Genomic DNA, 24,175 nt, shown 5'->3' on the forward strand with positions numbered 1-24,175 from the left:
ACTCCCCGCTCTTCTTTTTTGCGTTTTTCTGGCTCCAGCTGACGCGCGCTGGGGGGGGCCGGCGCCGGGCCACCGCCGCGGTGCCCGTAGGGGCGGCGCGGGTACCCGATCGGCCACCGGGTGTTGCGCTCCCCGGCCCGACTGCGCGAGGCTGATTCCCGGGACAGCGATCTGCCGTTCGGGGGCGAGGATCGATGGCATCACTGGCGACGTCCGGGTGGCATCCCCAGATCAAACCCGAGCACGGCCTGCACCGGCTGCCGGGCGGCCGGATCCGCGTGGGCGGCTCGGTCTACGGCATCGCGGCCGAGGTGCTCGATCCCACCGGCGCGATCTGGACGACGCTGTGCGCCGCCGACGGCACCCGCGGCGTCGAGGAGATCGTCCGGCAGGTGCTCGCCGCGCATCCGGGCGAGAAGGCCGGCGCCGTCCGCGCCGCGCTCGACCTGTTCGCCGCCGCCGGGTATCTCACCGACGCGGCTGCCCCCGACCCGCCGGAACTCACCGACCGGGACCGGGAGCGCCACGACCGCGGCCGCCGGTTCCACCGCTGGATCGACCTGGTTCCGCGCGCCACGTCCTGGGAGCCGCAGCTCGCTTTGAAGCGCTCCCGGGCGGTCGTGGTCGGGCTGGGCGGCACCGGCGGGGCCGCCGCGCTCGCCCTGGCCGCCGGCGGGGTCGGGCGGCTGCACTGCGTCGACCCCGACGTGGTCGAGCTGTCCAACCTCAACCGCCAGACCATGTACGCCGAGGACGACATCGGCCGGCCGAAGGCGGATGCCGCGGTGGCCCGGCTGCGCCGGCTCAACTCCGACATCGAGGTCACCGGCGAGCGGTCCGAGGTGCGCGGGCAGGGCGACCTGCGCCGGCTGGTCACCGGCTGCGACGTGCTGCTGCTCTGCGCCGACCGGCCGGGCGCCATCCGGGCCTGGGCCAACCGGGTCTGCCTGGGCACCGCGACCCCCTGGGTGGACGCCGGGTACCACGGCCCGGTGGTGACGGCGGCGGCGTACCTGCCCCGGGTGGGCCCGTGCTACGAGTGTTTCTGGCTCGCCGAGCACGACAAGCGTCGCCGGGACGACCCGGCCGCCGAGTACACCGTGCAGCGGGAGAGCAGCAGCGCGGTCAGCGCGTCCTCGGCCGGCCTGTCCGGGCACCTCGCCGCCCACCTGGCGACGGCCCTGCTGACCGGCGTGCCGGCCGTTCGGCCCGGTCAGCTCCAGGGGATCAACCTGGTCGCCCCCGACCAGCACTTCCTCATCGCCCACCCGCCGCACCCGCGCTGCCCGGCCGGCTGCGGCGGGACACCCGTCGACGCGGCGGTCGTCGCCGGCCGGTCGGCGTGCCGATGAGCGTCGAGGCCCCCGACCGCTGCCGGGTCTGCCGCACGAGCTGCGCGCCCGGCCCGGTCCCGACCCTCGCAGAGGGAGGTGGGACCGGGCCCGACCCACTCGGAGGGAGGTGAGAACCGTGGAGCAGATAGTCATCCGGAAGCTGGACAAGGTGGAGACGACCGGTGCGAGCAACCCCAGCGGCAACTGAGGCCGGGGCCCGCGCCCGACCCCCCGGAGGATGCCGCCGGACAGCATCGGCGGCCTGACCGCCGGGACCGCCCACGTCCGGCTCCAGCCGGACTGATTCCTGACGTTTGCCCTGGTCGGCGGTGGGAACGGCACCCCCCATGACGAAGCCTCGGGTGGTGATCGTGGGGGCCGGGTTCGCTGGTTACCACGCGGCGAAGACGTTGAGCGGGATCGCCCGGAACCGGGCCGAGATCGTCCTGCTGAACTCGACCGACTACTTCCTCTACCTGCCGCTGCTGCCCGAGGTGGCCGCCGGGGTGGTAGAGCCCGGCCGGATCTCGGTGCCGCTCAGCGGCACTCTCGACGGCGTGCGGGTGGTCGTCGGCGAGGCCGACCGGATCGACCTGCAGAACCGCTGGGTCGGCTACACGATGCCGGAGGGTGACCAGGGCCGGCTCGCCTACGACCGCCTGGTGCTCGCCGTCGGCAGCGTCAACAAGCTGCTGCCCATCCCCGGCGTCACCGAGTACGCCCACGGCTTTCGCGGCCTGCCCGAGGCGCTCTACCTGCACGACCACGTGGTTCGCCAGATCGAGCTGGCCGAGCTGACCGACGACCCGGCCGAGCAGCGGGCCCGCACCACCTTCGTGGTGGTCGGCGCCGGCTACACCGGGACCGAGGTGGCCGCGCACGGGCAGCTCTTCACCGACCGGCTGGTCGCCCAGCACCCGCACCTGAAAGTCCGGCCCCGCTGGATGCTGCTCGACGTGGCCCCCCGGGTGCTGCCCGAACTGGATCAGCGGATGTCGGTGACCGCCGACCGGGTGCTGCGCCGGCGCGGCGTCGACGTGCGGATGGGTACGTCGGTGGCGGAGGCCATGTTCGACGGGGTGCGGCTGACCGACGGCGAGTGCGTGCCCACGTGCAGCCTGGTCTGGTGCGTCGGGGTGCGCCCCGACCCGTTCGTCGCCGAGCTCGGCCTGCGCACCGAGAAGGGCCGCCTGGTGGTCGACGAGTACCTCACCGTCCCCGGCTTCCCCGAGGTGTACGCCTGCGGCGACGCCGCCGCGGTGCCCGACCTGACCCGCCCCGGGCAGGTCTGCACCATGACCGCCCAGCACGCCCAGCGCCAGGGCAAGCTGGCGGCGCACAACATCGCCGCCTCCTACGGGCAGGGCCGGCGCCGGCCGTACAAGCACCACGACCTGGGCTGGGTGGTCGACCTCGGCGGCAAGGACGCCGCGGCGAACCCGCTGAAGGTGTCGCTGTCCGGGCTGCCGGCCAAGGCCGTCACCCGCGGCTACCACCTGCTGGCCATGCCGGGAAACCGGGCCCGGATCGGCGCGGACTGGCTGCTCGACGCCACCCTGCCCCGTCCGGCCGTGCGGCTCGGCCTGGTGCCCGCCAACGCCGTGCCGCTGGAGAGCTCGTCGCCGGAGGTCCCGGTCCGGCACGGCTGAGCGCCCGGCGCCGGCGATCACCCTTCGCCCGCCGGCACGGGATCAGACTTCGTCGGCCGGGCGCTGGCGGCGGCTCCCCGGCCCGAACTCGCGCAGCAGCAGCTGCCCGATCCCGGCGACCGGGATGGCCAGCAGCGCCCCGATCAGGCCGGCCAGCTCCGCCGCGAACAGCACGCTGGCCAGCACGGTCAGCGGGTTCAGCTGGACCGCCCGCGCCATGATCACCGGTTGCAGCAGGTGGTTCTCCACCTGCTGGTAGACGACGAAGAACACCAGCACCACGATCCCGGCGGTGGGGGAGTGCAGGAACCCGGCGCCGCCCGCGAGGATGGCCCCCAGGGTCGCGCCGACCAGGGGCAACAGGTCGGCGATCGCCACCAGCAGGGCGATCACCCCGGCGAACGGCACCCCGGTCAGGACGAGCACGAGGAAGGTCAGGACGCCGCAGATCAGGCTGATCAGCAGGTTCCCGGTCAGGTAGCCGGTGACCACCCGGGACACGCCCCGCCCGATCCGCCGGGCCCGGCCCGCCGCCCGGTCGCTGAGCAGGGCGGTCACGCCTGCGGTGATCCTCGGGGCCTCCAGCACCATGAGGTACGCCAGCACGATCACGGTGATCAGCCCCGCGAGGGTCTCCAGCACGCGCCGGACCAGCCCGACGGCGGGCTCGCGCAGTTGGCTGCCGTACTGCTCGATCTGGTGGGAATGGCCGGCCAGGTACCGCCTCAGCCGCAGCCGCTCCAGCGCCTCGCCGACCGGGCCCCGCCCCGCCCGGGTCTCCCGCAGCAGGTCCGGGGCCCGGTCGGCGAACCGGCCAAGCTCGTCCACCAGCGGCAGGAAGATCACCGCGATCAGCGCGGTGAGCACCCCGAACGCGGCCAGGAAGACCACCAGGGTGGCCAGCGCGCGGCGTCGCAGGAAGCGCCGTTGCACGCCGTCGACCAGGGGCTTCAACGCGACGGAGAAGAACGCCGCGACCACGGCCCAGACCACCAGCCGCCGGGTGGCCCAGATCAGGGACAGCCCGAGCAGGGTGGCCAGCACCAGGCCGATGACGATCGCGGCCCGCCGGGCGGTGACCCTGTCGTCGGCGCTCCTCATCCGGCGCGGCTACCCCCGCCGACGGGCCGGAAACCCGTTGACGGTGGGCGGCCCGGGGCGGCTCAGGTGACGCCGAGGGAGTCGTCGGTGCCGGCGCGGGCCCCGCCGACGAACTCGTCGAGCGTCGACCCGTGCAGCACCTGCCCGGGGACCGGGTCGCGGGCCGCCCGCGCGGCCAGCCGGTCGGCCGGCAACCGGCACGCCCGGCCGGCGGCGGCGAGCACCACGTTGCCGTACCGCCGCCCGCGCAGCATCCGCCGGTCGGCGACCAGGCACACGTCGGCGTAGACAGCCCGCAGCGTGGCCACCCGGGACCGGGTGAACACCAGCGGGGGCAGGTCGGTGACGTTGACCAGCAGGATGCCGTCCGGGCGGAGCACCCGGGCCACCTCGGCGGCGAACTCCACGCTGGCCACGTGCCCCGGCATCCGGGCCGCCCGGTAGACGTCGGCGAGCACCAGGTCGTACCCGCCGGACGGGGCCGCGGTCACCGCCTCGCGGGCGTCGGCGACGACGACGCGTACCCCGGCGCCCGGCGCGGGCAGCTCGCGGCGGACCAGCTCGACCACGGCCGGGTCCCGCTCCACCACGAGCTGGGCGGAGCCCGGCCGGGTCGCCCCCACGTAACGGGGCAGGGTCAGGGCGCCCCCGCCGAGGTGCAGCGCGTCGACCGGGGCGCCGGGCGGCGCCGCCAGGTCGACCACGGCGGCCATCCGGCGGACGTACTCGAAGTGCAGGTGTCGGGGATCGGCCACGTCGACGTACGACTGGGCCACCCCGCCCGCGAGCAGGGTGCGCCCGGTGCGGCGGGCCGGGTCGACCACCAGGTGCGGGCCGTCGGCGGCGGTGTGCATCCCGGCACCGTAGCCGCCGCGGCCGGCCTTCACCTCCGGGCGGCGGGGCCGGCGGGCACGGCTGGCCCGCCGGCCCGCGCCTCAACCGCCGGCGGCCGAGCCGAGCAGGTCGCGCAGACCGTCCGGTACGTGCAGCGAGGCGACCAGGTCGCCGTCCCGGTCGGCCAGCGCGGCGAGCGTCGCCTCCGCCTGGTAGCGGGCCTGCTCCGGGGTACGGCCGCTGAGCCGGGCCACCTCGGCGAGGAAACCGGGCAGGTCGTGGTGGCGCTCGATGCCGTCCACCGGGACCACGTCGTGCAGCGACACCGGCACGGCCGTCAGCAGCCGCTCCCGTGCGGCCTGGTCCAGCGCCCAGGCCAGGGTCAACACGGTCGCCTCGGCCGCCACCTTCGCGGTGCGGAAGTCGACGCCCGCCCGCCGTCCGACGTCGTCGACCAGCTCCCGGTAGCCCACGCCGATCGTCCCCGGAGCCCCTCCGGGGCCGCGCTGCGGGCGCGGCTGCGGCCGGGCGGCCGGCGCGGGAGCGGCCGGCGGCGGGGCCGGCCCGCCCCGGGTGGTGTCGGGCTTGTGGCGGCCGGCCGGCGGCGGCCCGGCCCGCTTACCCCCGTCCAGGTGCGTGAGCTGCTTGGACGCGCTGAGGCTCGCGCCGGTCTCGCTGGCCTGCCGGCCCCGTTCACGGGCCTGGCGGGCCAGCGCCCGGCGGCGCTGGTTGTCACCCTCCATCTGTTTACGCATGGCACACCTCGCCCCTCTCCGGTCCGTTGTCTCGACCGTCGCCTTCCCGGCGTCGTCGGGGCCGAAACGGCCGAGCCCGCGACACGGGGACGGCCGACGGGCGGCCGGGGGCGGCGTCATCCGGGGCGGGTGAGCCAGGCTCACCCGACCGGGCTCCACGATCGGGGTGGGCCGGAGTACTTCCGACACACGCGGAAGGGAAGGTCGTCATGAAGAGGATCGTCGAAATCGTCCCCGCCCGTCCCGGTTGGTACGCCCGCTGGCGGCTCACGCCGCAGGCGACCAGGTGCTACCGGGTGAGCCTGTGGGCCCTGCTGGAGGAGTCCGACGGCGTCGGCCGTGAGGTGGTCGGCGTCGACTGCACCGGGCAGTGGCCCGGGGCGGACGACAACGAGGCGGGTGGGGAGTTCGTCCGTTACCTGTTCCAGACGCCCGACTCCGGAGCGCCGGAGGACGCGGAGCCCCCGCCGGGCGACGCCGAACGGCGGGCCGACGGGCCGCGCCTGCAACCGGTGACCGCCACCTGAGGCCACCCTCCCGGCCCCCGACTCCTGGTCCCTGGGGTTCGGGGGCCACCCCCTGCCCTTCGGGCCCGGGGTCAGCCGACGTCGCGCGCGGCGTCGGCGTCGGCGTCGAGCACCTCGCTCAGGCCGGTGCGGTCGAGCAACCGCTGGAGCTGGCCGCCCACCCCGGTCAGCCGGATCGGGCCGGATCCCCTGCGGTGGATCACCACCAGCGCGCTGAGCCCCGAGGAGTCGCAGAGCCCGACGCCGTCCAGGTCGATCTCCAGCTCGTGGAAGCCGTCCCGACGCAGCGCCTCGGCGGTGGCCGTCAGCTCCGGCGCGGTGTCGAAGTCCAGCTCGCCGGTCAGCCGAAGCCGGGCGCGTCCGGCCTCGGGCCGGGTCACCTCGATGGTCAACAGCGGAGAGGGCATGGGCCCATGTTCCCAGTCGGCCGCGAGCGGCAAACCCCGGGGTTCAGGCGGGCGGACGCCTGTTGCCCCGAGGCGGCGGGCGGGCCGGTGCGGCCGGCTGGTCAGGATGGTGTCAGGTGGCGGTGCCGGCGCACCGGCGTAGGGTGGGGTGGGGTGGGGTGGGATCGGACCACATACGCCGTTTGGTGAGGGGCGGGTGTCGAGAAGAGTGGGGCTCAGCTGGTGACCGCTGCCGACGTCAGGGGCGCGGACCCGGGCGACGGGCGGATCTCCTCGCCGAGTACCGCACCGGCTCCGGCATGGACCGCCGACGTGCCGGCGCGACCGGTGGCCGGGCTGCCGCGGCTCACCCCCGACCGCGGCCCACCGGCCCCGGCCTGGTCCGAGGTCGTCGAGCACTTCCGCGAGGGCCTGATCGTCTGCGACGCCCGTGGTGTGGTGCGGCACCTGAGCCCGGTCGCCGGGCGCCTGCTGCCCGAGGTGGTCGTCGGCGCGCTGCTCGCCGCGTCCGGGATCGCGGGCCTGCACGCCGCGTCCGGCGTCGGCGAGTTCACCCACCACGACCGCCGGCTGCGGGTCCGCCAGGTGTCGCTGTCCGCGGCCGGGTGCTGCTGGTACGTCGAGGACGTCACCGAGAGCGTCGCCCGGGCCGACGCGTTGCTCGCCGAGCAGGCCCGTTCGGCCTTCCTGGCCTTGGTGGGGGAGAAGCTCGGCAACCCGCTGCACCCCGACCGGGCCGCCGCCGCGGTAGTCCGGCTCGCCGTGCCCACCCTGGCCGAGGTGGCCGTGCTGGTGTCGGCCCCCCGCTCCGGCCGGGCCCGCTGGTGGCGGGCCACCCGCGCCGCCGCCGACGACATCCCAACCGTGGACAGCGGGCTGCTCAACGCCGTCGACCTGCCGGCCGCCATCGACGAGGCGCTCGCCGGCGCCGAGCCGCACGCGCTGGACTGGCTCGTGGAGCAGGCCGTCGAGGCGGGCTGGCTGCCCGGCCTGGCCGCCGCCGACGCCAGCGTCCGGATGGTGCCGCTGCCGGGGCGGGACCTGCCGTCCGGCGTGCTGCTGGTCGCCCGCCGCACCGCCCACCATCACGAGGAGGCCGACCTCGACCTGGTCCGCGCCTTCGCGGCCCGGGCGGGCGCCGCCCTGACCACCGCCGTGCTCTACCACGACCAGGCAGAGGTCGCCGACACCCTCCAGGCCAGCCTGGTGCCGGTCGAGCCGGCCGAGACGGCCGGCGTGCAGTGGGGCACCGCGTACCGACCGGCGCAGGCCGGGCTGCGCATCGGCGGGGACTTCTACGGCTCGCACCGGCTGCCCGACGGCGGATCGATGTTCTTCCTCGGTGACGTATCGGGCAAGGGGGTCGAGGCGGCGGTGTTCACCGGCCAGCTCCGCCAGAGCCTCCAGGCGCTGCACCGGGTGGAGTCGCACCCCGGCCGCTTGCTGGAGCTGCTCAACGACGCGCTGCTGGAGACCACCCTGGCGCACGGGCAGGGCCGGTTCGCCACCATGGTGCTCGGCGTGGTCCGCCCCCGCCGCGACGGCGGGCTGACCCTGACCATGGCGGGCGGTGGCCACCTGCCCCCGCTGGTGCTGCGCACGGCCGGTGAGGTGGAGTCGATCAACCTCAGCGGGATGCTGATCGGGGTGGTTCCCGACCCCCGTATCGGCGAGGTGACCGTCGAGCTGGCGCCGGGCGAGACCTGCCTGCTCTACAGCGACGGGGTGACCGAGGCGCGGGGCGGCCGGCGTGGCGACGAGCAGTTCGGCACCGACCGGCTGGTCCGTGCCCTCGGCGGCTGCCAGCGGATGCCCGCGCCGGCGCTGGCCGAGCGGGTCGAACAGGTCACCTGCGACTGGCTGGCCCAGCGCGACCACGACGACATCGCCGTGTTCGCGTTGCGGGCCACCGGGCCGCCCGGCCGGCCGGCCCGGCACCTGCACGCCGTGTCCTCCCCGTCCTGACCGCCCTCTCGAAGGAGATCGCCGCGTGATCGTCGCCCCCGCCGAGGCCTCCCCGGCCGACTCGTACCACGGCTTCCTCGGATCACTGGAGGAGGCCGACGAGTACGCCGCGGTCGACGCCGCGCTCGGGCTGGTCGCCGCCGGGGTGCCCGCCGAGCGGGTGCTGCTGGAACTGGTCGCCCCCGCCCAGGTCGAGGTCGGTGAGCGGTGGGCGCGCAACGAGTGGAGTGTCGCCCAGGAGCACGCAGCCACCCACATCAGCGAGCGGGTCGTGGCCGCCGTCGTCGCCCGGGTCAACCCCCGCCCGACCCGGGGGCGGGTGGTCGTGGCCTGCATGGACGGCGAGTGGCACGCCCTGCCGCCCCGGCTGGTCGCCGAGGTGCTGCGGTTGCGCGGCTGGCAGGTCACCTTCCTCGGGGCCAGCGTGCCGGCCGTGGACCTGGTGTCGTACCTGCACCGGCACGACGCGCACGCGGTCGCGCTGGCCTGCGCGTTGCCGACGCGGCTGCCGTACGCGCACCGCGTGATCGAGGCGTGCCGCCGCTCCGACGTGCCGGTGGTGGTCGGCGGGCGAGGCTTCGGCCACGACGGGCGCTGGGCCCGCAGGCTCGGGGTGGCCTGGGCCCCCGACGCGCCCGGCGCGGCCGACCTGGTGGCCGACGAGCGGGCCCTGCGTCGTGTCCGGCCGGCGGACCTGTCCCCGCAGCTCGCCGACGACGAGTACGCCAGCCTGGTGAAGCGGCGCGGTGACCTGATCGACGGCGCCCTGGCCGACCTGCGTGACCGGGTTCCCGGGGTGCGGGAGTACACGCCGGCCCAGCTCGACTCCACCGTCAGCGACCTCGGCCACATCGTCGACTTCCTCGCCGCCGCGGTCTACGTCGACGACGCCTCGCTGTTCGTCGAGTTCGTGGAGTGGCTGGTCGCCATCCTGGTCAGTCGGGGGGTGCCGGCCTCGGCCGTCGGGTTCACGCTCGGGCACTACGCGGGGGAGCTGCGGGACTCCCCCCGGGCGGCACGTTTCCTGGGCGCGGCGGGGGCGTCGCTCGACGCGGGCGCGCGTCCGCGCGCCCGCGTCGAGCGTGCGTAGGTGCGGGGGGCCGCGGCTCACCGCTTATACTTGCTCCACTGCAAGCATCAGCCTGCGGTGGAGCGAGGGGAACCACGTTGACGTTCACCGTCACGTACGCCCGGCGGGACGGTGTCGGGGTATGCCTACGACTCGCCGGCGAGCTGGACCTGAGCACCTCGCCCGAGCTGAACGCCGTCCTCGACCGGCTGGCCGACCAGGGGGAGTCGCATCTCCTGGTCGACCTCACCGAGCTGACCTTCTGCGACTCCACCGGCCTCGCCGTGTTCGTCCGGGGCGACAACCGGGCCGCGGCCGGGGGCGGCTGGCTCCGGGTCACCGGGGCCACCGGACGGGTCGAGCGGGTGCTGAAGGTGACCGGGCTGGGCGAGGTCCTGCGATACCCGTTCGACACGGCGCACCCGAGGTCGCAGTCCGCCTCGTGATGGGCTAGATTTCCCCGCCAGCAGGCGATCGTGAGGTCGCCGTCCGCGTCAAATCCGAGGCAGGTCACTCATGGCTGGAAACACCCCCGGCCCCGTTCGTATCCTCGTGGTGGACGACGATCCCGGCGACGTTCTGATGATCGAGGAGGCCCTTGCCGACTCCGACGTCGACAAGGTCATCGACGTGGTCGGCGACGGCCAGGAGGCCATGGAGTTCCTGCGCCGAGAGGGGCGGCACACCGAGGCCCGCCGGCCCGACGTGATCCTGCTCGACCTGAACATGCCCCGGATGGACGGGCGGCAGGTGCTCGGCGAGGTCAAGCAGGACGACGACCTGCGCACCATCCCGATCGTGGTGCTCACCACCTCCAACGCCGACACCGACATCGTCGGCAGCTACACCCTCCAGGCCAACGCGTACGTGACGAAGCCGATCGACCTGGACGACTTCAACGACGTGGTGCGCCGGATCGACGAGTTCTTCGGCCGCGTCGTGGTGCTGCCCAAGCGGGCCTGACCCGAGCGCCCCGGTGGCGGGCGTCGTCGCCCGGATGCCGAACAATTCTCCCGAACCCCCTCGGCGTCCCGCCGGCACCGCCGAGGATCGGCAGGTGGGAAGAAGCATCGGCTGCCTGGGGGCGACAGGATGAGGTTCTCCGTCGTGGAGTTCGGCTACGACCGTCGGCAGGTCGACTCCTGCCTCGACGAGCTGGCGGTCCGGCTGAGCCGGCTCGCCGCGCGGGCGGAGGGCGCCGCCGTGACGGGCCGTGAGTGGGACCGGCTCCGGCGGGAGGCGGCTCGCCTGTGCGACCTGGTCGAGCGGCGCCGGGCCGAGGTGGCCGGAACGGACCCGGGCCGGTCGTCGCCGCCGGAGGCCGAACGGGAGGCGGCCGAGTTCCTGACCCGGGCCCGGTTCGAGCTGGACGCGGCCCGCGAGGAGGCCCGGCAGCTCCGCGAGCAGGCGTACGCCGAGGCGGTGCGGGCCCGCCGGGATGTCGAGGCCGCCCTGGCGGCCCGCCGCCTCCGGGCGACCCGGCTCGACGAGATCCTCACCGGTCCGGCCCGTGAGCCGGTGGCCGCGGACACCCCGACGGCCGCCGCGTCCGTGCCGCCCGGCGGGGCACCCGCGAGCTGAGCGGTGACCGGAGGGGTGCCTGCGGGCGAGCGCGGCACGGGTGGCCCGATCCGGCTCAGAGCAGCGCCGCCACCACCGCGGCGGCCCGCTCCTCGTGCTGGGCGTACGCGTCGGGGAACGCCGAGACCTGCACGGACTGGGCGGCGGCGGTGACGCTCATCTTCTGCCAGCCGGGGACCTTCAGCAGCGCCTCGTAGAACACCCGCGCCGCGTACGCGGGGCGCATCAGGTCGCGGACGCTGCCCCATCCGCTGCTGGGTCGCTGTTGGAACAGGCCGACCGAGTCGTGGTCGGAGCCGCTGCCCTGGTGCGGGTACTCGTAGGACTCGGGCAGCACGTTGCTGGCCAGGTTCCGCAGGTCGCTCTCCTGCATGGCGGTGGACAGCGCCACCACGAGGCCCCGGCGGGGCAGTTTCAGGCCCCGCCCCACGTCCACGATGGTCTTCGCGTTGTTCATCTGGAGCTGGTCGAGGCCGGCGACCGGACGGGGGCGGGACGGCCCGACCGGCTTCGGCTTGCGGCCGGCACCCGGGCTGGACTTCGCCGTCGGGGTGGGGGAGAGCGTCGGCGGGGCGGCGGGGGTGCGGTCGAGGGAGCGGGAGGCGCGCTGCTCGGCCTCGGCGGCGACCGCGGCCCGGTCGGCGAGGGCGTCGCGGAGCGGCTCGGGGTCGGTGTCGGCGTGCCGGGTGCCGGCGAAGGCGGCCACGCCGAGGCAGCAGGTCAGGCCGGTGGCCAGGGCCGCGCGAACCGGGGTCGACCCGAGCAGCGCCCGACCGGCGCGGCGTGGCGGTTCGGGCCGGCGGTGCCGGCCGGCCGTCCACCCGGTCGATGTGGCATCGGTCGAACGGTCATCCGGTCGGGTGGCGGTCGGCTGCTGCTCAGCGTTCTGGTCGGGACGCACCCGCCGAGGCTAGAGAGCCCGGCGCGCTTTCCCCATGGGGTAATTGGTGGCCTGCGCCACAATTTGCGGAATTCCGACCGGCCATATCCGTCCGATCGGGTAAAAAAAGCGGCATCCCTGGTGTGTCTGTCATGTCCGTCATTGCCGCCGTAACGGCGACAAGAAAGATCTTTTGCCGAGCCGGCGCGACCCGGCACGGTAGCTTGATCAACTCGTTCGTTCGGGTGATGACCGAATACCTGTTCAGCGCCCGCCGTTCTCCGCCGGGGTGACCGTGAGGCGGTGGCGGGTGCTGTCGCCGCTGGAGAACGGCCAGAGCCGGTCGGCGTGCTCGACGAGTTGGGCGAGCTGCTGCGGGCTCAGCCCGGCCGACGAGATGGAGGCGTGCACGTCGGCCCGGTAGCGTCCGTCGTCGTCGCGGCCCAGCCGGGCCTCGGCGCGCACCTGCACGGTGTGCGCCTCGTCGGTGATCTCCCCGGCGGCCTCGACCGCCGCGTGGTGCAGGCAGGACGCGAAGGCGGCGGCCAGCAGTTGCTCCGGCGTCAGGCCCGTGCAGTGCGGCGCCAGCGGGGAGGCCAGGGCGCTGGACAGTCCTCCGTCGTCGGTTCGGACGTGGCCCCCCGCCGCCGTCGCGGTGGCCTCGTGCGGCCAGGAACTCGGATCCGGCATTCCGTTCCCCCCTCAGTCACCCGCCCGACTACCCGGCCGGCGCCCGGCGAAACCGCCACCGGCTCCGTCCCGCCGCCGCCGTGGACGCCGGCACCGCCACCGTCGCGGGGCCCGGGCGGGCCGCAGGCTCCGGGACAGGGCGCCGGGCCTCAGTACGCCCGGTCGGGCCCAGGTCCGGCCGACCGGTCGCCGACGCCTGCCACCTGGGTCGCCTCGGTGGCGGCCTGCGCGGTCCACGGGGACACCAGCCCTTCGCGCTGGCGGGGCGGGGACATGTCCAGCATCGGCACGTACACCCGGGCGTCGACCGCCTCGGCCAGCAGCAGCGCGGCCATCAGGCTGGTCGGCCGGCACGTAGGGTCGTCGGCCATCAGTTGCTCGCAGAGCCCGGCCACCTCCGGCGGCAGGCCGTCCACCGGCGGCAGCGGCTCCGGTGGCAGCCGTCGGCGTGCCCCCAGCAGCTCGCTGGTGCTCTCGGCCCGGTACGGCAGCCGGCCGGTGAGACAGTAGTAGAGCAGCACCCCGAGGGCGTACATGTCGGCGGCCGGGGTGGCGGGCCGCCGGTCGAACTGCTCCGGAGCAAGGTACGCGGGAGTGCCCACCACCATGCCGTCCGGCAGATCGTCGGGCATGTCGGCCGAGGTGGCGATGCCGAAGTCCAGCACCTTGACCCCGCTCGGGGTGAGCATCACGTTGGCCGGCTTCACGTCCCGGTGCACGATGCCGTGCGCGTGCGCGGCGGCCAGCGCCGCCGCGATCTCGGCGCAGACCCGCACGGCGATGCGCCAGTCCAGCGGTCCGGCGCGCAGGTGCGCGGCGAGGGTGTCGCCCTCTGCCAACTCCATCACTATGTACGGCGCCGACCGGCCGGGCGGCACCGACGAGGCGCCGAAGTCGTGCACGCTGGCGACGTTCGGGTGTACCAGCCGGGCCGCGGAGCGGGCCTCGGTGCGGATGCGTTCCACCGAGTTGGCCTCGTCCCGGCCGGGGGAGATCAGCTTCACCGCGACCGGCCGGTCGAGCACCGTGTCGTGGGCCTGCCACACCTCTGACATGCCGCCGATGCCGATGCGCTGTTCGAGCTGGTAGCGCCCGTCCAGCATTCTCATCGACCGCTCCTCGTCTAGCTCGCCACCATCGGTGGGCGGCAATCCCGTCACTTCCGCCCGGTACCCGACGTCGGAGCTGGGCAAACCGCCGGGGGTGTGGACACCGCACCGCCCGCGTCCCCCGGTGCGGTGCGGTAGCTTCCACACCGGGAAGGTCGACCCGGGGTGACGGCGTCGAAACGGAGGGGTGATGACCGAGGTGACCGTACGGTTCGTCGGCGGGCCCGCGCACGACCTGGTGCGACAGGTGCCGGCCGGGTCCGACGGGACGCCCCCGCAGTGCTGGGTGCTGCGCCACCCGGGCGGCTCCCCGGCGCCGACCGCCGACCACCTCTACCGACGCGACCGCCCGGACGACACCGGCACCTGGACCATGCGCTTCGTCCGCACCGACCCGCTGGGCATGTCACAGTGATCGGCCGGGCTCCGCCGGAGTGAGCCGTCGAGCCCGACGTGATGCCTGGTCCCGGCACCGGCCGGCTCGCACAGCTGGTACACAGGGTCTGCCGATGTGGGGCACAGCCGACCGTCCCACGATGGGAGGCATGGTCATGGAGGGGCAGGCCGCGCAGGGCCGCATCGAGCTGCGCCGACCCGACGGGGAACCCGTCCGGGTGCTGGTGGTCGACGACGAGCCCACGCTCACCGACCTGCTCTCGATGGCGCTGCGCTACGAGGGCTGGCAGGTCCGCACCGCGGGCAACGGGATGACGGCGCTGAGCACCGCCCGGCAGTTCCAGCCCGACGCGGTGGTGCTCGACGTGATGCTCCCCGACCTGGACGGCTTCCAGGTGCTGCGCCGGTTGCGCGAGCACACCCCGACCGTGCCGGTCCTCTTCCTCACCGCCCGGGACGCGGTGGAGGAGCGCATCGCCGGGCTCACCGTCGGCGGCGACGACTACGTCACCAAGCCGTTCAGCCTGGAGGAGGTGATCGCCCGGCTGCGCGCCCTGCTGCGCCGCTCCGGGTTCGCCGTCGCCACCCGGGAGGACGCGGTGCTGACCGTCGGCGACCTCAGCCTGGACGAGGACAGCCACGAGGTGCGCCGCGGTGACCAGCTGGTCACCCTCACCGCGACCGAGTTCGAGCTGCTGCGGTACCTGATGCGCAACCCGCGCCGGGTGCTCAGCAAGGCGCAGATCCTCGACCACGTCTGGAACTACGACTTCGGCGGGCAGGCCAACGTCGTCGAGCTGTACATCTCGTACCTGCGGAAGAAGATCGACGCCGGCCGGATGCCGATGATCCACACGCTGCGCGGCGCGGGGTATGTCCTCAGGCCCGCGGACTGACCGGCTGCGCCGCTGGCTGGCCGGCTGGCCGCTGCGTACCCGCCTGGTGGCCGCCGTGGTGGCGCTGCTCGCCCTGGTCAGCGTGGGGATCGGCGGCTTGACCACGGTGGCGCTGCGGCACTTCCTCGTCGCCCAGGTCGACGACCAGCTCACCTTCGACCAGCGCCGGGTCGGCGGGGACCGGCGGGACCGGTACCCCGCCCTGCCCCCGCTGCCCCGCGAGGTGACACTGCCCCCCGGCTTCCCGCCCGGCTCGATCGTCGTCCGGGTGGTCGACGGCCGGGTCGTGGAGGCGAAGATCCGCAACCCGGCCGGTTCGGTCGAGCCGCTCGCCACCGACACGGCGGCCCCGCTGGCCGGGCTGACCGTGGACGGCCGGCCGCGCACTGTGGACCTCGGCGACCAGGGCGACTACCGGGCGGTGGCCCGGCAGCTCGTCGACCTCGACAACGACGGCTCCGGTGGGGTGCTGGTCTTCGCGCTGCCGCTGGCCGTCGTCCAGGAGACGGTCTGGTGGATGGTGCTGGCCCAGGCCGGGGTCGCCACCGCCGGGTTGCTCGTCGCCGGCGGCCTCGGCGCGCTGATCGTCCAGGCCACCCTGCGCCCGCTGCGCCGGGTCGCCGCCACCGCAGCCCGGGTCACCGAGCTGCCGCTGGACCGGGGCGAGGTGGCGCTGTCCGTGCGGGTCCCCGCCGCCGACACCGACCCCCGCACCGAGATCGGTCAGGTCGGCGGCGCGCTCAACCGGATGCTCGGGCACGTCGCCGCCGCGCTCGCCGCCCGCCAGGCCAGCGAGACCCGGGTACGCCAGTTCGTCGCCGACGCCAGCCACGAGCTGCGCACCCCCCTCGCGGCCATCCGTGGGTACGCCGAGGTGGCCCGCCGGGGCCGCGACCGCGTCCCGCCGGACGTGGCGCACGCGCTGCGCCGGGTCGAGTCGGAGAGCACCCGGATGACCAGCCTCGTCGACGACCTGCTGCTGCTGGCCCGGCTCGACTCCGGCCGCCCCCTGGCGGTCGAGCCGGTGGACCTGACCGCGCTGGTCGTCGACGCGGTCAGCGACGCGCACGTCGCCGGCCCGGAGCACCGCTGGCAGCTCGACCTGCCCGAGGCGGAGCAGGTGGTGCCCGGCGACGCCGCCCGGCTGCACCAGGTGGTGGCGAACCTGCTGGCCAACGCCCGGGTGCACACCCCGCCGGGTACCACCGTCACGACCCGGCTCGCCCCCGTCCCGGCCGGAGTGGTGCTCAGCGTCACCGACGACGGCCCCGGCGTCCCGGCCGACCTGCAGAACGAGGTCTTCGAGCGCTTCGCCCGGGGGGACAGCTCCCGGTCGCGAGCCCACGGCAGCACGGGCCTCGGGCTGGCCATCGTGGCGGCCGTGGTGGACGCCCACCACGGCCGGGTCGAGGTGGAAAGCCGCCCGGGGCGAACCGTGTTCACGGTTTCTCTACCGGAGGCCACGGACTCCACAGCGCACGCATAGGTCGTCACGGGCGGGGCGAGCGTGGCGTGCAGGCTTCCGGCATGGGCAAGGCAGAGAGCCTCCCGACCAGGCCCGGGCCGGCGACCGGACCACGGGTGGCAAACTCGGGGCGTGTACCGGGAGCGTGGTGCCAGGGTGGCCGGGGCGGTGCTCTGGGAGAGCGTCGCCACCGGTGACGGGCCCGCCCGGGTGCTGCCCGACGGGTGCCTGGACCTGCTGTGGTCCTCGCGGCGGGGACTGCTGGTCGCCGGGCCGGACCGCACGGCGCACCTGTCGGCAAGCGCGGCGGGTGAGCGTTGGGTGGGGCTGCGGTTGCCGCCCGGCACCGGGCCGACCGTGTTCGGCCTGCCCGCCGCCGAGCTGCGGGACCGGCGGGTGCCGCTGTCCGACCTGTGGGGACCGGGCGTGGCCTCCGTCGCCGACCGGACGGCCGACGGGCGGGGCGTCGCCGCCGTGCTGGAGGAGGTCGCCCGGGAGCGGCTGCGCGCGGCCGGCGGCCCCGATCCGCTCGGCGCGCACCTGGCGGCCCGACTGGCCGTCGGGGGGTCGGTCGGCGCGGTCGCCGCCGAGGTCGGCCTCGGCGCGCGGGCGCTGCACCGCCGCTGCCGGCACCTCTTCGGGTACGGCCCGAAGACCCTCGCCCGGATCCTGCGGATGCGCCGGGCCCTCGCCCTGGCCCGGGCCGGGACGCCGCTGGCCGAGGTGGCCGCCCGCGCCGGGTACGCCGACCAGGCCCACCTGACCCGCGACGTCCGCGAGCTGGCCGGGGCGCCGCCCGCCGCCCTGCTGCGCGGCTGAGCCGACGTTTCCGGCAGTTCGGGCCCGGATCAGTCGACCGGCAGCGGGGCGTACAGGTCGACGCCGGTGCCGTCGGGGTCGAGCAGGACCGCGTACCGCTGGCCCCAGAACGCGTCCCACGGCGCCAGGTGGCCCTGGAAGCCGGCTCCGGTCATTTCGGCCCAGTACCGGTCGACCTCGGCCGGGTCGGCGCAGCGGAACGCGAGGCTGACCCGGGAGCCGCCGGTCGGCGGCGCCCAGTCGGGGTCGAAGCCGCGGATCGTCTCCACCGTGTCCCAGGCCAGCCGCAGGCCGCCGGCCGACGTGAACTCCACGTGCGGCTCGGCCTCCGCGCCGGCCGGGATGTCGAGGCCAAGGCGGCGGTAGAAGTCGAGGGTCCGGGCCATGTCGGTGACCGTCAGGCCGACGAGGTCGAAGTGAGGTGTCATGCCGCCGACCGTACGCGGGGCCGGGGGTCGCGTCTTGAACGGAACGGACGCGGTCGGAGTGGGCGGTGTGGCCTCGACACGGTCGGTCGTCGCGTACGGTGGCAATGAGGATAAGTCCGGCCTTTCGGCACAAAACCCCTTGCGCGGCGGGGCCGGAAGCTGACTCCGAGACGGCGAGGGGAAGGAGCGGCCCGTGATGCACCTGGCCTACCTGGACGCGGGTTCCGGCAGCCTGATCGTGCAGGCGGTGGTCGGAGGGGTGGCCGGAGCGGCGGTGGCCGCGAAGCTCTACTGGCGCCGGCTGACGGCCCGGTTCCGCCGCCAGCACACCGACCGTTCCTGAGCCGGGTCCGCCGGAATGACCATCCCCGACACGGGCGTCCGGGCCGAGCCAGGCTCGTTCCGCGACCCGGCCAACCGCGTCTTCTACGCCGACGGCGAGGTGCTGCGCGGGCTCGACGCGCGGGCGGCCGAGGACTGGCGGGCCCTCGCCGCCAGCGAGTTCTTCCCGCCGCTGCTCGCCGCCGGCAAGGTCTGCGGCACCGAGCCCGTCGCGCCGGACCGGTTCCGCGCCCCCGACGGAGTGCCGTGGGCCGCGGTCCTGCGCCACGAGCGCATCCCGTTCGTCTCCCACCCGTACGAGTGGTCGTTCGGCATGCTGCGCGACGCCGCGTTGCTGCACCTGGAGGTCCTGCGCGCGGCGCTGGCCGCCGGCTTCACCACAAAGGACGGATCGGCCTACAACCTCCAGTGGCACGGCGTCCGACCGGTCTTCATCGACGTCGGCTCGTTCGAGCCGGCCCGGGACGGCGAGCCCTGGGCCGGCTACCGGCAGTTCTGCCAGACCCTGCTCTACCCGCTGCTGCTCACCTCCCACCTCGGCGTGGACTTCCAGCCCTGGCTGCGAGCCCAGGTCGACGGCATCCCACCGGAGCAGATGCGCCGGCTGTTCACCGGCACCCGCCGGCTGCTGCCCGGCGTACCCACCCACGTGCACCTGCACTCCGCGATGCAGCAGCGGCACGCCGCCGCGACCACCAGCGACGTGCGGGCGCAACTGCGCACCGCCGGGTACTCCCGGGAACTGGCCCTGGCCGCCGTACGCCGGATCGAGAAGCTGGTCCGCCGGCTGGCCCCGCCCCACGCCCGCAGCCACTGGGTCGACTACCGGCGCACCTGCACGTACTCGGCGGCAGACCGGGCCGCCAAGGAGCGCTTCGTCGCGGCGGCGCTGACCGCCGGCCCGCCGCCCGGCCTGGTGCTGGACCTGGGCGCCAACGACGGCCGGTACGCCCGGATCGCCGCCCGGCACGCCGGCTACGTCGTCGCCGTCGAGCAGGACCCGGCCGTGGTGGACGACCTGTACGCAACGCTGCGCGCCGAGGGTCAGCGGCGGGTGCTGCCGCTGGTGATGGACCTGGCCGACCCGTCGCCCGGGGGCGGCTGGCGGGGCGTGGAGCGGGCGGCCTTCGCCACCCGGGCCCGTGCCGACCTGGTGCTGGCCCTCGCCGTCGTGCACCACCTCGCGATCGGGCGCAACGTGCCGCTGGACCAGCTCGTCGACCAGCTCGCCGACGCCTGCGCCCCCGGCGGCCGGCTGGTGGTCGAGTTCGTCCACCCGGACGACCCGATGGCCCGGCGGCTGCTGGCCAACCGGCCGCCCCGCCTCTTCCCGGCCTACCGGCCCGACGAGTTCGCCCGGTTGCTGGCCGCCCGGTGCCGGATCGAGCGGCACGTCGAGCTGCCCTCGGGCACCCGGACGCTCTACCAGGCGGTGGTGGGTGGCTGACCCGACGCCGGCGATCCTGCGGGACGTCGATCCGGCTCCGGGCCGCCCCACCCCGCGGACCGGGTGGCGGGCGGAGCGGGGCCTGCTGCTGGAGGTGGTGGCGCTGGTCGGGCTGGTGGTCACCCAGCCGATGCTGGACGTGCTGGGCCGCAGCCCCGACTTCTTCCTGTTCCACCGGGCCACCCGGGGCGAGATCCTGACCCTGGTGGCGCTGATCGCGGTGGTCCCCACGCTGCCGGTGGCCCTGCTCGGCGCGGCGAGCAGGCTGGCCGGGCGGGGCGTCCGGGCCGCCGTGCACACCGGGACGGTCGGCCTGCTGCTCGCCGCCCTCGCCGTCCAGGTGGGCCGGCACGGCACGCCGCTGCGGGGCGTACCGCTGCTGCTGGTCGCGGCGGTGGTGGGCGTGGTCGGGGCCGCCGCGCACCGGCGGTGGCGTGGCCCGGGGTGGGCGCTGCGGGTCGCCGCGGCCGGGCCGCCGGCCTTCGTGGCGTTGTTCCTGCTCGCCTCGCCGGCGTCGCCGGTGGTGCTGCCGGGGGGCTCCGTCGGTGCGGCCGGCGCGGCCGGTGCGGGGGAGCACCCGCCGGTGGTCATGCTGGTCCTCGACGAGCTGCCGCTGGTCTCCCTGTTCGGCCCCGACGCCCGGATCGACGCCGCCCGCTACCCGCACTTCGCGGAGCTGGCGGCCGGCTCCACCTGGTACCGCAACGCCACCGGGGTCAGCGGCTGGACACCGTACGCGCTGCCGGCCATGCTCACCGGCCGGTATCCGGCGCGGCCGGTCGCCCCGCACTACTCGCAGTACCCGGACAACCTGTTCACCGCCCTCGGCGGCCTGTATGACATCCGGGCGCAGGAGAGCATCACCCGGCTCTGCCCGCCCAGCCGTTGCGACCAGCCGGCCAGCCCCGCACAGGGCCTCGGCACCCTGGTCCGGGAGAGCGGCCGGCTGCTGCGCCAGGTGACCGCCCCGGTGGACAGCCGGATCGCCCCCGAGGAGTCGTACCGCGAGCTGACCGCCGCCGAGGCGGGGCTGGACGCCGCCGAGCCGGTCCCGGCCGACCCGAAGTTCCGCTGGGACAGCCTCGACGACAACCAGCCGGCCCGGTTCACCACGTTCCTGGCCGGGCTGCGCCCCAGCGACCGGCCCACCCTGCACTTCCTGCACCTGCTGATGCCGCACGCGCCCTGGGCGTTCCTGCCGTCGGGGGCCCGCTACGCCGCCCCGCAGGACCTGCCCAACGACGGCGCGGGCTGGGTCGAGCTGGCCCGGCAGCGGCACCTCGCCCAGCTGGGGTACACCGACCGGCTGATCGGCGAGACGCTGCGCGCCCTGCGCGCCACCGGCCTGTACGACAAGGCCCTCGTGGTGGTCACCGCCGACCACGGGGTCAGCTTCGACAACGGCTTCCAGGGGCGCGGGATGACCGCCGTCCGCGCGGCGGCCGGGCAGGTGGCCTGGGTGCCGATGTTCGTCAAGGAGCCCGGCCAGCGGGCCGGGCGGGTCGACGACCGCAACTGGGAACACGTCGACCTGCTGCCCACGGTCGCCGACCACGCGCAGGTGCGGATCCCCTGGAAGGTCGACGGGAGCTCCGCCCGGCAGGCCCCGCGCGAGCGTGCCGACAAGCGCTTCTACGACCGGCCGGGCGAGCCGGTCAGCCTCCCCGGCGGGGTGCCGGAGCCGCCGCCCCAGCCGCCGCCCCACCCGCTGGTCGGCGCAGCCGTGGGGGAGCGGCCGGTCGGCGGTACCGCCCGGGTCGCCGACCTCGCCGCGTTCCGCGCCGTCGACCCGGACACCGGCCAACTGCCGGCCCTGGTCTGGGGCACCGTCGGTGCGTCGGTGCGCGACGGCACACTGCTCGCCGTCGCGGTCAACGGCCGGATCGGGGCGGTCGTCCCGGTCGTGCCGCCCGATGCCGGCGGGCGGCGGTTCGCCGCCCTCCTCCCCGACGACCGGCTGTTCCGGGCCGGCGTCAACCGGCTGGACGTCTACCGGGTCGACCCCGGCGACGAGCTGCGCCGACTGAGTGTTTCCTGAGAGTTTCGCCCGCCCGGTGCAAGGCGTTCCTGCCGGCGCGGGACGCGCCCGAGTGGGACCTTCGTGCCACTTCGCCCCGTTTCGTCGCCCGGCTCGCGTCCGCCAAGTTTCCCCGCCTGTGGGCCGGGAATCGGGTGACGCATACCTCACCGCCGAACCACGGCGAGCGGGGTTCCCGCAACCGTGTTTACGGTGAATGCGAAGGCAATTTCAAAGTAGATCTGCCGGCGAAGCGAGGAACCACATGACGGAAGTCAAGCTCGATCACCCCGGTGGGCAGCTGTCGATGCCGGTGCAGGCGGCGGTCGAGGGCCCCGCCGGCATCGGCGTGAGCAAGCTTCTCAAGGAAACCGGGATGACCACGTACGATCCCGGTTTCGTCAACACCGCGGCCTGCTCCTCCGCGATCACCTACATCGACGGCGACGCGGGCATCCTGCGGTACCGGGGCTACCCGATCGACCAGCTGGCGGAGAAGTCCTCCTTCCTGGAGGTCTCCTACCTGTTGATCTACGGCGAGCTGCCCGGCCAGCAGGAGCTGACCGAGTTCAGCGAGCGGATCTCGCGGCACTCGCTGCTGCACGAGGAGATGCGCCGGTTCTTCGACGGCTTCCCGCGCGACGCGCACCCGATGGCCGTGCTCTCGTCGGCGGTCAGCGCCATCTCGACCTTCTACCAGGACAGCCTGGACCCGTTCGACCCCGCCCACGTCGAGATGTCCACGGTCCGGCTGATGGCGAAGGTCCCCACCATCGCCGCGTACGCCTACAAGAAGTCCATCGGGCAGCCGCTGCTGTACCCGGACAACTCGCTGGGCTACGTGGAGAACTTCCTGCGGGGGACCTTCGGCGTGCCGGCGGAGCCGTACGAGGTCGACCCGGTGATGGCCAAGGTGCTGGACATGCTCTTCGTCCTGCACGCCGACCACGAGCAGAACTGCTCCACGTCGACCGTGCGGCTGGTCGGCTCCAGCAACGCCAACCTCTTCGCCTCGGTCTCGGCGGGCGTGAACGCGCTCTTCGGGCCCCTGCACGGCGGCGCCAACCAGGCTGTGCTGGAGATGCTGCAGAAGATCCAGGTCGACGGCGGCGACGTCGCGTCCTTCGTCCGCAAGGTCAAGGACAAGCAGGACGGCGTGAAGCTGATGGGCTTCGGTCACCGGGTCTACAAGAACTACGACCCGCGCGCCGCCATCGTGAAGAAGGCCGCCCAGGACGTGCTCGGCCGGATGGCCAAGCCGGACCCGCTGCTGGACATCGCGATGCAGCTGGAGGAGATCGCCCTCGCCGACGACTTCTTCGTCTCCCGCCGGCTCTACCCGAACGTGGACTTCTACACCGGCCTGATCTACAAGGCCATGGGCTTCCCGACGAAGATGTTCACCGTGCTCTTCGCCCTCGGCCGGCTCCCCGGCTGGATCGCCCAGTGGCGCGAGATGATCAACGACCCGGAGACCAAGATCGGCCGTCCCCGGCAGCTCTACACCGGCTCCCCCGAGCGGGCGTACGCCCCGCTAGCGGAGCGCTGAGCACCGGCTCCCCGACGACGACGGGCCGCCCACCCCCACCGGGGTCGGCGGCCCGTCTCCGTGCCCCCGCCCCGACCGGGGTGGGGGTGGGTGGTCAGCGGAGGCCGGCGGCGGCGAGGAGGTTGCCATCGGCGATGTGTGCCGGGGCGCGGCCCTCGGTCATCCGGCGTTCGGCGCGCTCCGCGGTGAACGCCGGGGCCTTGGCGATCGCCGCCGCGTACGCGGCGGCGGTGCGGTGCGCGATGGCCGTCCAGCCGTACTGCTCGTGCACCATGGCGCGGGCCCGGCGGGCCAGCGCTCTGGCCCGCTCCCGGTCGGACAGCAGGGCGTGCACCGCCTCGGTCAGCCCGGCCGGGTCCTGCGGGGCGAAGGTCATCCCGGTGACGCCCGGCTCGACGATCTCGGCGAGCCCGCCGGTCGCGGCGACGGCCAGGGGCGCCCCCGCCGCGGCCCCCTCCAGGGCGACCATGCCGAACGGCTCGTAGATGCTCGGCACCGCGAAGCAGTCCGAGGCCGCCATCACGGCGGGCAGGTCGGTGCCGCCGAGGAAGCCCGGCATGCTCACCATGCCGCCGAGGCCGAGCCGGTGCACCTCGGCCTCCAGCGCCGACTTGTACGGCCCGTCGCCGACGATGACCGCGCGCAGCCCGGGGTGCCGCTCGCGCAGCCGGGGCAGCCCGGCGAGCAGGTGTTGCACGCCCTTCTCGTACACCAGCCGGCCGGCGAAGGTGACCAGGGGGCCGTCCCCGGCGAACCGGGCCCGGGCCGAGGCGACCGCCGAGGCCGGCACCTTCCAGCGGTGTGGCTCCACCCCGTTGGCCACCACGTCGATCCGGCTGGTCGGCACGCCGAACAGCGCGTTGACCTCGTCGCGCATGTATCCGGAGCAGGCGATCACCCGGTTGGACTCGCCGC

The 24,175-nt window shown here is 74.9% G+C and carries 24 protein-coding genes and 1 pseudogene; 16 read left to right on the forward strand and 9 right to left on the reverse strand.

Going from position 1 to position 24,175, the window contains the following annotated elements; all coding sequences use genetic code 11:
- The first annotated feature begins 194 nt into the window (after positions 1-194).
- Entirely contained in the window at positions 195-1,352 is a 1,158-nt protein-coding gene (locus ABT023_RS26500) for a ThiF family adenylyltransferase (RefSeq protein ID WP_350889131.1), read from the forward strand.
- A gap of 329 nt (positions 1,353-1,681) precedes the next feature.
- Positions 1,682-2,983, forward strand: coding sequence for an NAD(P)/FAD-dependent oxidoreductase (locus ABT023_RS26505; protein WP_350889133.1), 1,302 nt, complete (start codon positions 1,682-1,684; stop codon positions 2,981-2,983).
- 42 nt (positions 2,984-3,025) lie between these two features.
- Here ABT023_RS26505 and ABT023_RS26510 read toward each other — a convergent pair whose 3' ends face one another.
- The 3 genes and pseudogenes from ABT023_RS26510 to ABT023_RS26520 form a co-directional block, all read right to left on the reverse strand.
- Positions 3,026-4,084: an AI-2E family transporter gene (locus ABT023_RS26510; RefSeq protein WP_350889134.1), complete on the reverse strand. Its 1,059-nt coding sequence runs from the start codon at positions 4,082-4,084 to the stop codon at positions 3,026-3,028.
- Positions 4,085-4,146: 62 nt separating this feature from the next.
- Positions 4,147-4,938 carry a spermidine synthase gene (locus tag ABT023_RS26515; RefSeq protein WP_350889136.1) on the reverse strand — a complete coding sequence of 264 codons (792 nt, stop codon included), beginning with the start codon at positions 4,936-4,938 and terminating at the stop codon, positions 4,147-4,149.
- A gap of 84 nt (positions 4,939-5,022) precedes the next feature.
- Positions 5,023-5,673, reverse strand: a pseudogene (locus ABT023_RS26520) (DUF2267 domain-containing protein); the annotation flags it as partial.
- A 209-nt stretch (positions 5,674-5,882) separates the two neighbouring features.
- Here ABT023_RS26520 and ABT023_RS26525 point away from each other — a divergent pair.
- Positions 5,883-6,200: a hypothetical protein gene (locus ABT023_RS26525; RefSeq protein WP_350889138.1), complete on the forward strand. Its 318-nt coding sequence runs from the start codon at positions 5,883-5,885 to the stop codon at positions 6,198-6,200.
- A 71-nt stretch (positions 6,201-6,271) separates the two neighbouring features.
- Here ABT023_RS26525 and ABT023_RS26530 read toward each other — a convergent pair whose 3' ends face one another.
- Positions 6,272-6,607, reverse strand: coding sequence for an STAS domain-containing protein (locus ABT023_RS26530; RefSeq protein ID WP_350889140.1), 336 nt, complete (start codon positions 6,605-6,607; stop codon positions 6,272-6,274).
- Positions 6,608-6,829: 222 nt separating this feature from the next.
- Between ABT023_RS26530 and ABT023_RS26535 the strand changes: the two genes are divergently transcribed.
- The 5 genes from ABT023_RS26535 (at position 6,830) to ABT023_RS26555 (ending at position 11,222) form a co-directional block, all read left to right on the forward strand.
- A complete protein-coding gene (locus ABT023_RS26535) occupies positions 6,830-8,572 on the forward strand; it encodes a PP2C family protein-serine/threonine phosphatase (RefSeq protein ID WP_350889141.1) in 1,743 nt (580 codons plus the stop codon).
- A 25-nt stretch (positions 8,573-8,597) separates the two neighbouring features.
- The gene (locus tag ABT023_RS26540) at positions 8,598-9,662 is read left to right on the forward strand and encodes a cobalamin B12-binding domain-containing protein (protein ID WP_350889143.1); all 1,065 of its coding nucleotides are present in this window, start codon (positions 8,598-8,600) and stop codon (positions 9,660-9,662) included.
- Positions 9,663-9,739: 77 nt separating this feature from the next.
- Complete coding sequence (locus ABT023_RS26545) at positions 9,740-10,087, forward strand: STAS domain-containing protein (protein ID WP_350889144.1); 348 nt, start codon at positions 9,740-9,742, stop codon at positions 10,085-10,087.
- A 70-nt stretch (positions 10,088-10,157) separates the two neighbouring features.
- Positions 10,158-10,604 (forward strand): response regulator, encoded by a 447-nt coding sequence (locus ABT023_RS26550; protein WP_350889145.1) that lies wholly within the window; start codon positions 10,158-10,160, stop codon positions 10,602-10,604.
- Between the two features lie 129 nt (positions 10,605-10,733).
- Positions 10,734-11,222, forward strand: coding sequence for an ATPase (locus ABT023_RS26555; RefSeq protein ID WP_350889147.1), 489 nt, complete (start codon positions 10,734-10,736; stop codon positions 11,220-11,222).
- A gap of 55 nt (positions 11,223-11,277) precedes the next feature.
- Here ABT023_RS26555 and ABT023_RS26560 read toward each other — a convergent pair whose 3' ends face one another.
- The 3 genes from ABT023_RS26560 to ABT023_RS26570 form a co-directional block, all read right to left on the reverse strand.
- Positions 11,278-12,123 (reverse strand): hypothetical protein, encoded by an 846-nt coding sequence (locus tag ABT023_RS26560; RefSeq protein ID WP_350889149.1) that lies wholly within the window; start codon positions 12,121-12,123, stop codon positions 11,278-11,280.
- Positions 12,124-12,366: 243 nt separating this feature from the next.
- Positions 12,367-12,792 carry an OsmC family protein gene (locus ABT023_RS26565; RefSeq protein ID WP_350889150.1) on the reverse strand — a complete coding sequence of 142 codons (426 nt, stop codon included), beginning with the start codon at positions 12,790-12,792 and terminating at the stop codon, positions 12,367-12,369.
- 149 nt (positions 12,793-12,941) lie between these two features.
- Positions 12,942-13,901 carry a serine/threonine-protein kinase gene (locus ABT023_RS26570; RefSeq protein ID WP_350889152.1) on the reverse strand — a complete coding sequence of 320 codons (960 nt, stop codon included), beginning with the start codon at positions 13,899-13,901 and terminating at the stop codon, positions 12,942-12,944.
- 190 nt (positions 13,902-14,091) lie between these two features.
- Here ABT023_RS26570 and ABT023_RS26575 point away from each other — a divergent pair, with 190 nt between their 5' ends.
- From ABT023_RS26575 to ABT023_RS26590, 4 genes are all read left to right on the forward strand, one after another.
- The gene (locus tag ABT023_RS26575) at positions 14,092-14,316 is read left to right on the forward strand and encodes a DUF8847 domain-containing protein (protein WP_350889153.1); all 225 of its coding nucleotides are present in this window, start codon (positions 14,092-14,094) and stop codon (positions 14,314-14,316) included.
- 136 nt (positions 14,317-14,452) lie between these two features.
- Positions 14,453-15,193 (forward strand): response regulator transcription factor, encoded by a 741-nt coding sequence (locus ABT023_RS26580; protein ID WP_350889164.1) that lies wholly within the window; start codon positions 14,453-14,455, stop codon positions 15,191-15,193.
- Positions 15,171-16,679, forward strand: coding sequence for a HAMP domain-containing sensor histidine kinase (locus tag ABT023_RS26585; protein ID WP_350889154.1), 1,509 nt, complete (start codon positions 15,171-15,173; stop codon positions 16,677-16,679). Before ABT023_RS26580 ends, ABT023_RS26585 begins: the two co-directional genes overlap by 23 nt.
- 111 nt (positions 16,680-16,790) lie before the next feature.
- Positions 16,791-17,477, forward strand: coding sequence for a helix-turn-helix domain-containing protein (locus ABT023_RS26590; protein WP_350889156.1), 687 nt, complete (start codon positions 16,791-16,793; stop codon positions 17,475-17,477).
- Positions 17,478-17,506: 29 nt separating this feature from the next.
- Here the strand turns inward: ABT023_RS26590 and ABT023_RS26595 are convergent, their stop codons facing one another.
- Positions 17,507-17,905, reverse strand: coding sequence for a VOC family protein (locus ABT023_RS26595; RefSeq protein WP_350889157.1), 399 nt, complete (start codon positions 17,903-17,905; stop codon positions 17,507-17,509).
- A 193-nt stretch (positions 17,906-18,098) separates the two neighbouring features.
- Between ABT023_RS26595 and ABT023_RS26600 the strand changes: the two genes are divergently transcribed.
- The 4 genes from ABT023_RS26600 (at position 18,099) to ABT023_RS26615 (ending at position 23,260) form a co-directional block, all read left to right on the forward strand.
- On the forward strand, positions 18,099-18,248 hold the full coding sequence (locus ABT023_RS26600) for a hypothetical protein (protein WP_350889158.1): 150 nt from the start codon (positions 18,099-18,101) through the stop codon (positions 18,246-18,248).
- Between the two features lie 15 nt (positions 18,249-18,263).
- A complete protein-coding gene (locus ABT023_RS26605; RefSeq protein ID WP_350889160.1) occupies positions 18,264-19,694 on the forward strand; it encodes a class I SAM-dependent methyltransferase in 1,431 nt (476 codons plus the stop codon).
- Positions 19,695-19,707: 13 nt separating this feature from the next.
- Positions 19,708-21,732 carry a sulfatase-like hydrolase/transferase gene (locus ABT023_RS26610; RefSeq protein ID WP_350889166.1) on the forward strand — a complete coding sequence of 675 codons (2,025 nt, stop codon included), beginning with the start codon at positions 19,708-19,710 and terminating at the stop codon, positions 21,730-21,732.
- 244 nt (positions 21,733-21,976) lie between these two features.
- Positions 21,977-23,260: a citrate synthase gene (locus tag ABT023_RS26615; protein WP_350889162.1), complete on the forward strand. Its 1,284-nt coding sequence runs from the start codon at positions 21,977-21,979 to the stop codon at positions 23,258-23,260.
- Positions 23,261-23,354: 94 nt separating this feature from the next.
- Here ABT023_RS26615 and ABT023_RS26620 read toward each other — a convergent pair.
- Positions 23,355-24,175: glycosyltransferase family 4 protein (locus ABT023_RS26620; protein WP_350889163.1), on the reverse strand; the 821-nt coding region annotated here is incomplete at its 5' end.

It is taken from the genome of Micromonospora sp. NPDC002296 (genome assembly GCF_040296145.1).
GTDB lineage: Bacteria > Actinomycetota > Actinomycetes > Mycobacteriales > Micromonosporaceae > Micromonospora.

What these genes read in the sequence shown, in the direction of transcription:
- ABT023_RS26525 (WP_350889138.1), top strand. Translation starts at nt 5,883, where the DNA reads ATGAAGAGGATCGTCGAAATCGTCCCCGCCCGTCCCGGTTGGTACGCC.
- ABT023_RS26595 (WP_350889157.1), bottom strand. Translation starts at nt 17,905, where the DNA reads ATGACACCTCACTTCGACCTCGTCGGCCTGACGGTCACCGACATGGCC.
- ABT023_RS26550 (WP_350889145.1), top strand. Translation starts at nt 10,158, where the DNA reads ATGGCTGGAAACACCCCCGGCCCCGTTCGTATCCTCGTGGTGGACGAC.
- ABT023_RS26565 (WP_350889150.1), bottom strand. Translation starts at nt 12,792, where the DNA reads ATGCCGGATCCGAGTTCCTGGCCGCACGAGGCCACCGCGACGGCGGCG.
- ABT023_RS26500 (WP_350889131.1), top strand. Translation starts at nt 195, where the DNA reads ATGGCATCACTGGCGACGTCCGGGTGGCATCCCCAGATCAAACCCGAG.
- ABT023_RS26530 (WP_350889140.1), bottom strand. Translation starts at nt 6,607, where the DNA reads ATGCCCTCTCCGCTGTTGACCATCGAGGTGACCCGGCCCGAGGCCGGA.
- ABT023_RS26510 (WP_350889134.1), bottom strand. Translation starts at nt 4,084, where the DNA reads ATGAGGAGCGCCGACGACAGGGTCACCGCCCGGCGGGCCGCGATCGTC.
- ABT023_RS26580 (WP_350889164.1), top strand. Translation starts at nt 14,453, where the DNA reads ATGGAGGGGCAGGCCGCGCAGGGCCGCATCGAGCTGCGCCGACCCGAC.
- ABT023_RS26505 (WP_350889133.1), top strand. Translation starts at nt 1,682, where the DNA reads ATGACGAAGCCTCGGGTGGTGATCGTGGGGGCCGGGTTCGCTGGTTAC.
- ABT023_RS26615 (WP_350889162.1), top strand. Translation starts at nt 21,977, where the DNA reads ATGACGGAAGTCAAGCTCGATCACCCCGGTGGGCAGCTGTCGATGCCG.
- ABT023_RS26605 (WP_350889160.1), top strand. Translation starts at nt 18,264, where the DNA reads ATGACCATCCCCGACACGGGCGTCCGGGCCGAGCCAGGCTCGTTCCGC.
- ABT023_RS26515 (WP_350889136.1), bottom strand. Translation starts at nt 4,938, where the DNA reads ATGCACACCGCCGCCGACGGCCCGCACCTGGTGGTCGACCCGGCCCGC.
- ABT023_RS26570 (WP_350889152.1), bottom strand. Translation starts at nt 13,901, where the DNA reads ATGAGAATGCTGGACGGGCGCTACCAGCTCGAACAGCGCATCGGCATC.
- ABT023_RS26575 (WP_350889153.1), top strand. Translation starts at nt 14,092, where the DNA reads ATGACCGAGGTGACCGTACGGTTCGTCGGCGGGCCCGCGCACGACCTG.
- ABT023_RS26555 (WP_350889147.1), top strand. Translation starts at nt 10,734, where the DNA reads ATGAGGTTCTCCGTCGTGGAGTTCGGCTACGACCGTCGGCAGGTCGAC.
- ABT023_RS26585 (WP_350889154.1), top strand. Translation starts at nt 15,171, where the DNA reads ATGTCCTCAGGCCCGCGGACTGACCGGCTGCGCCGCTGGCTGGCCGGC.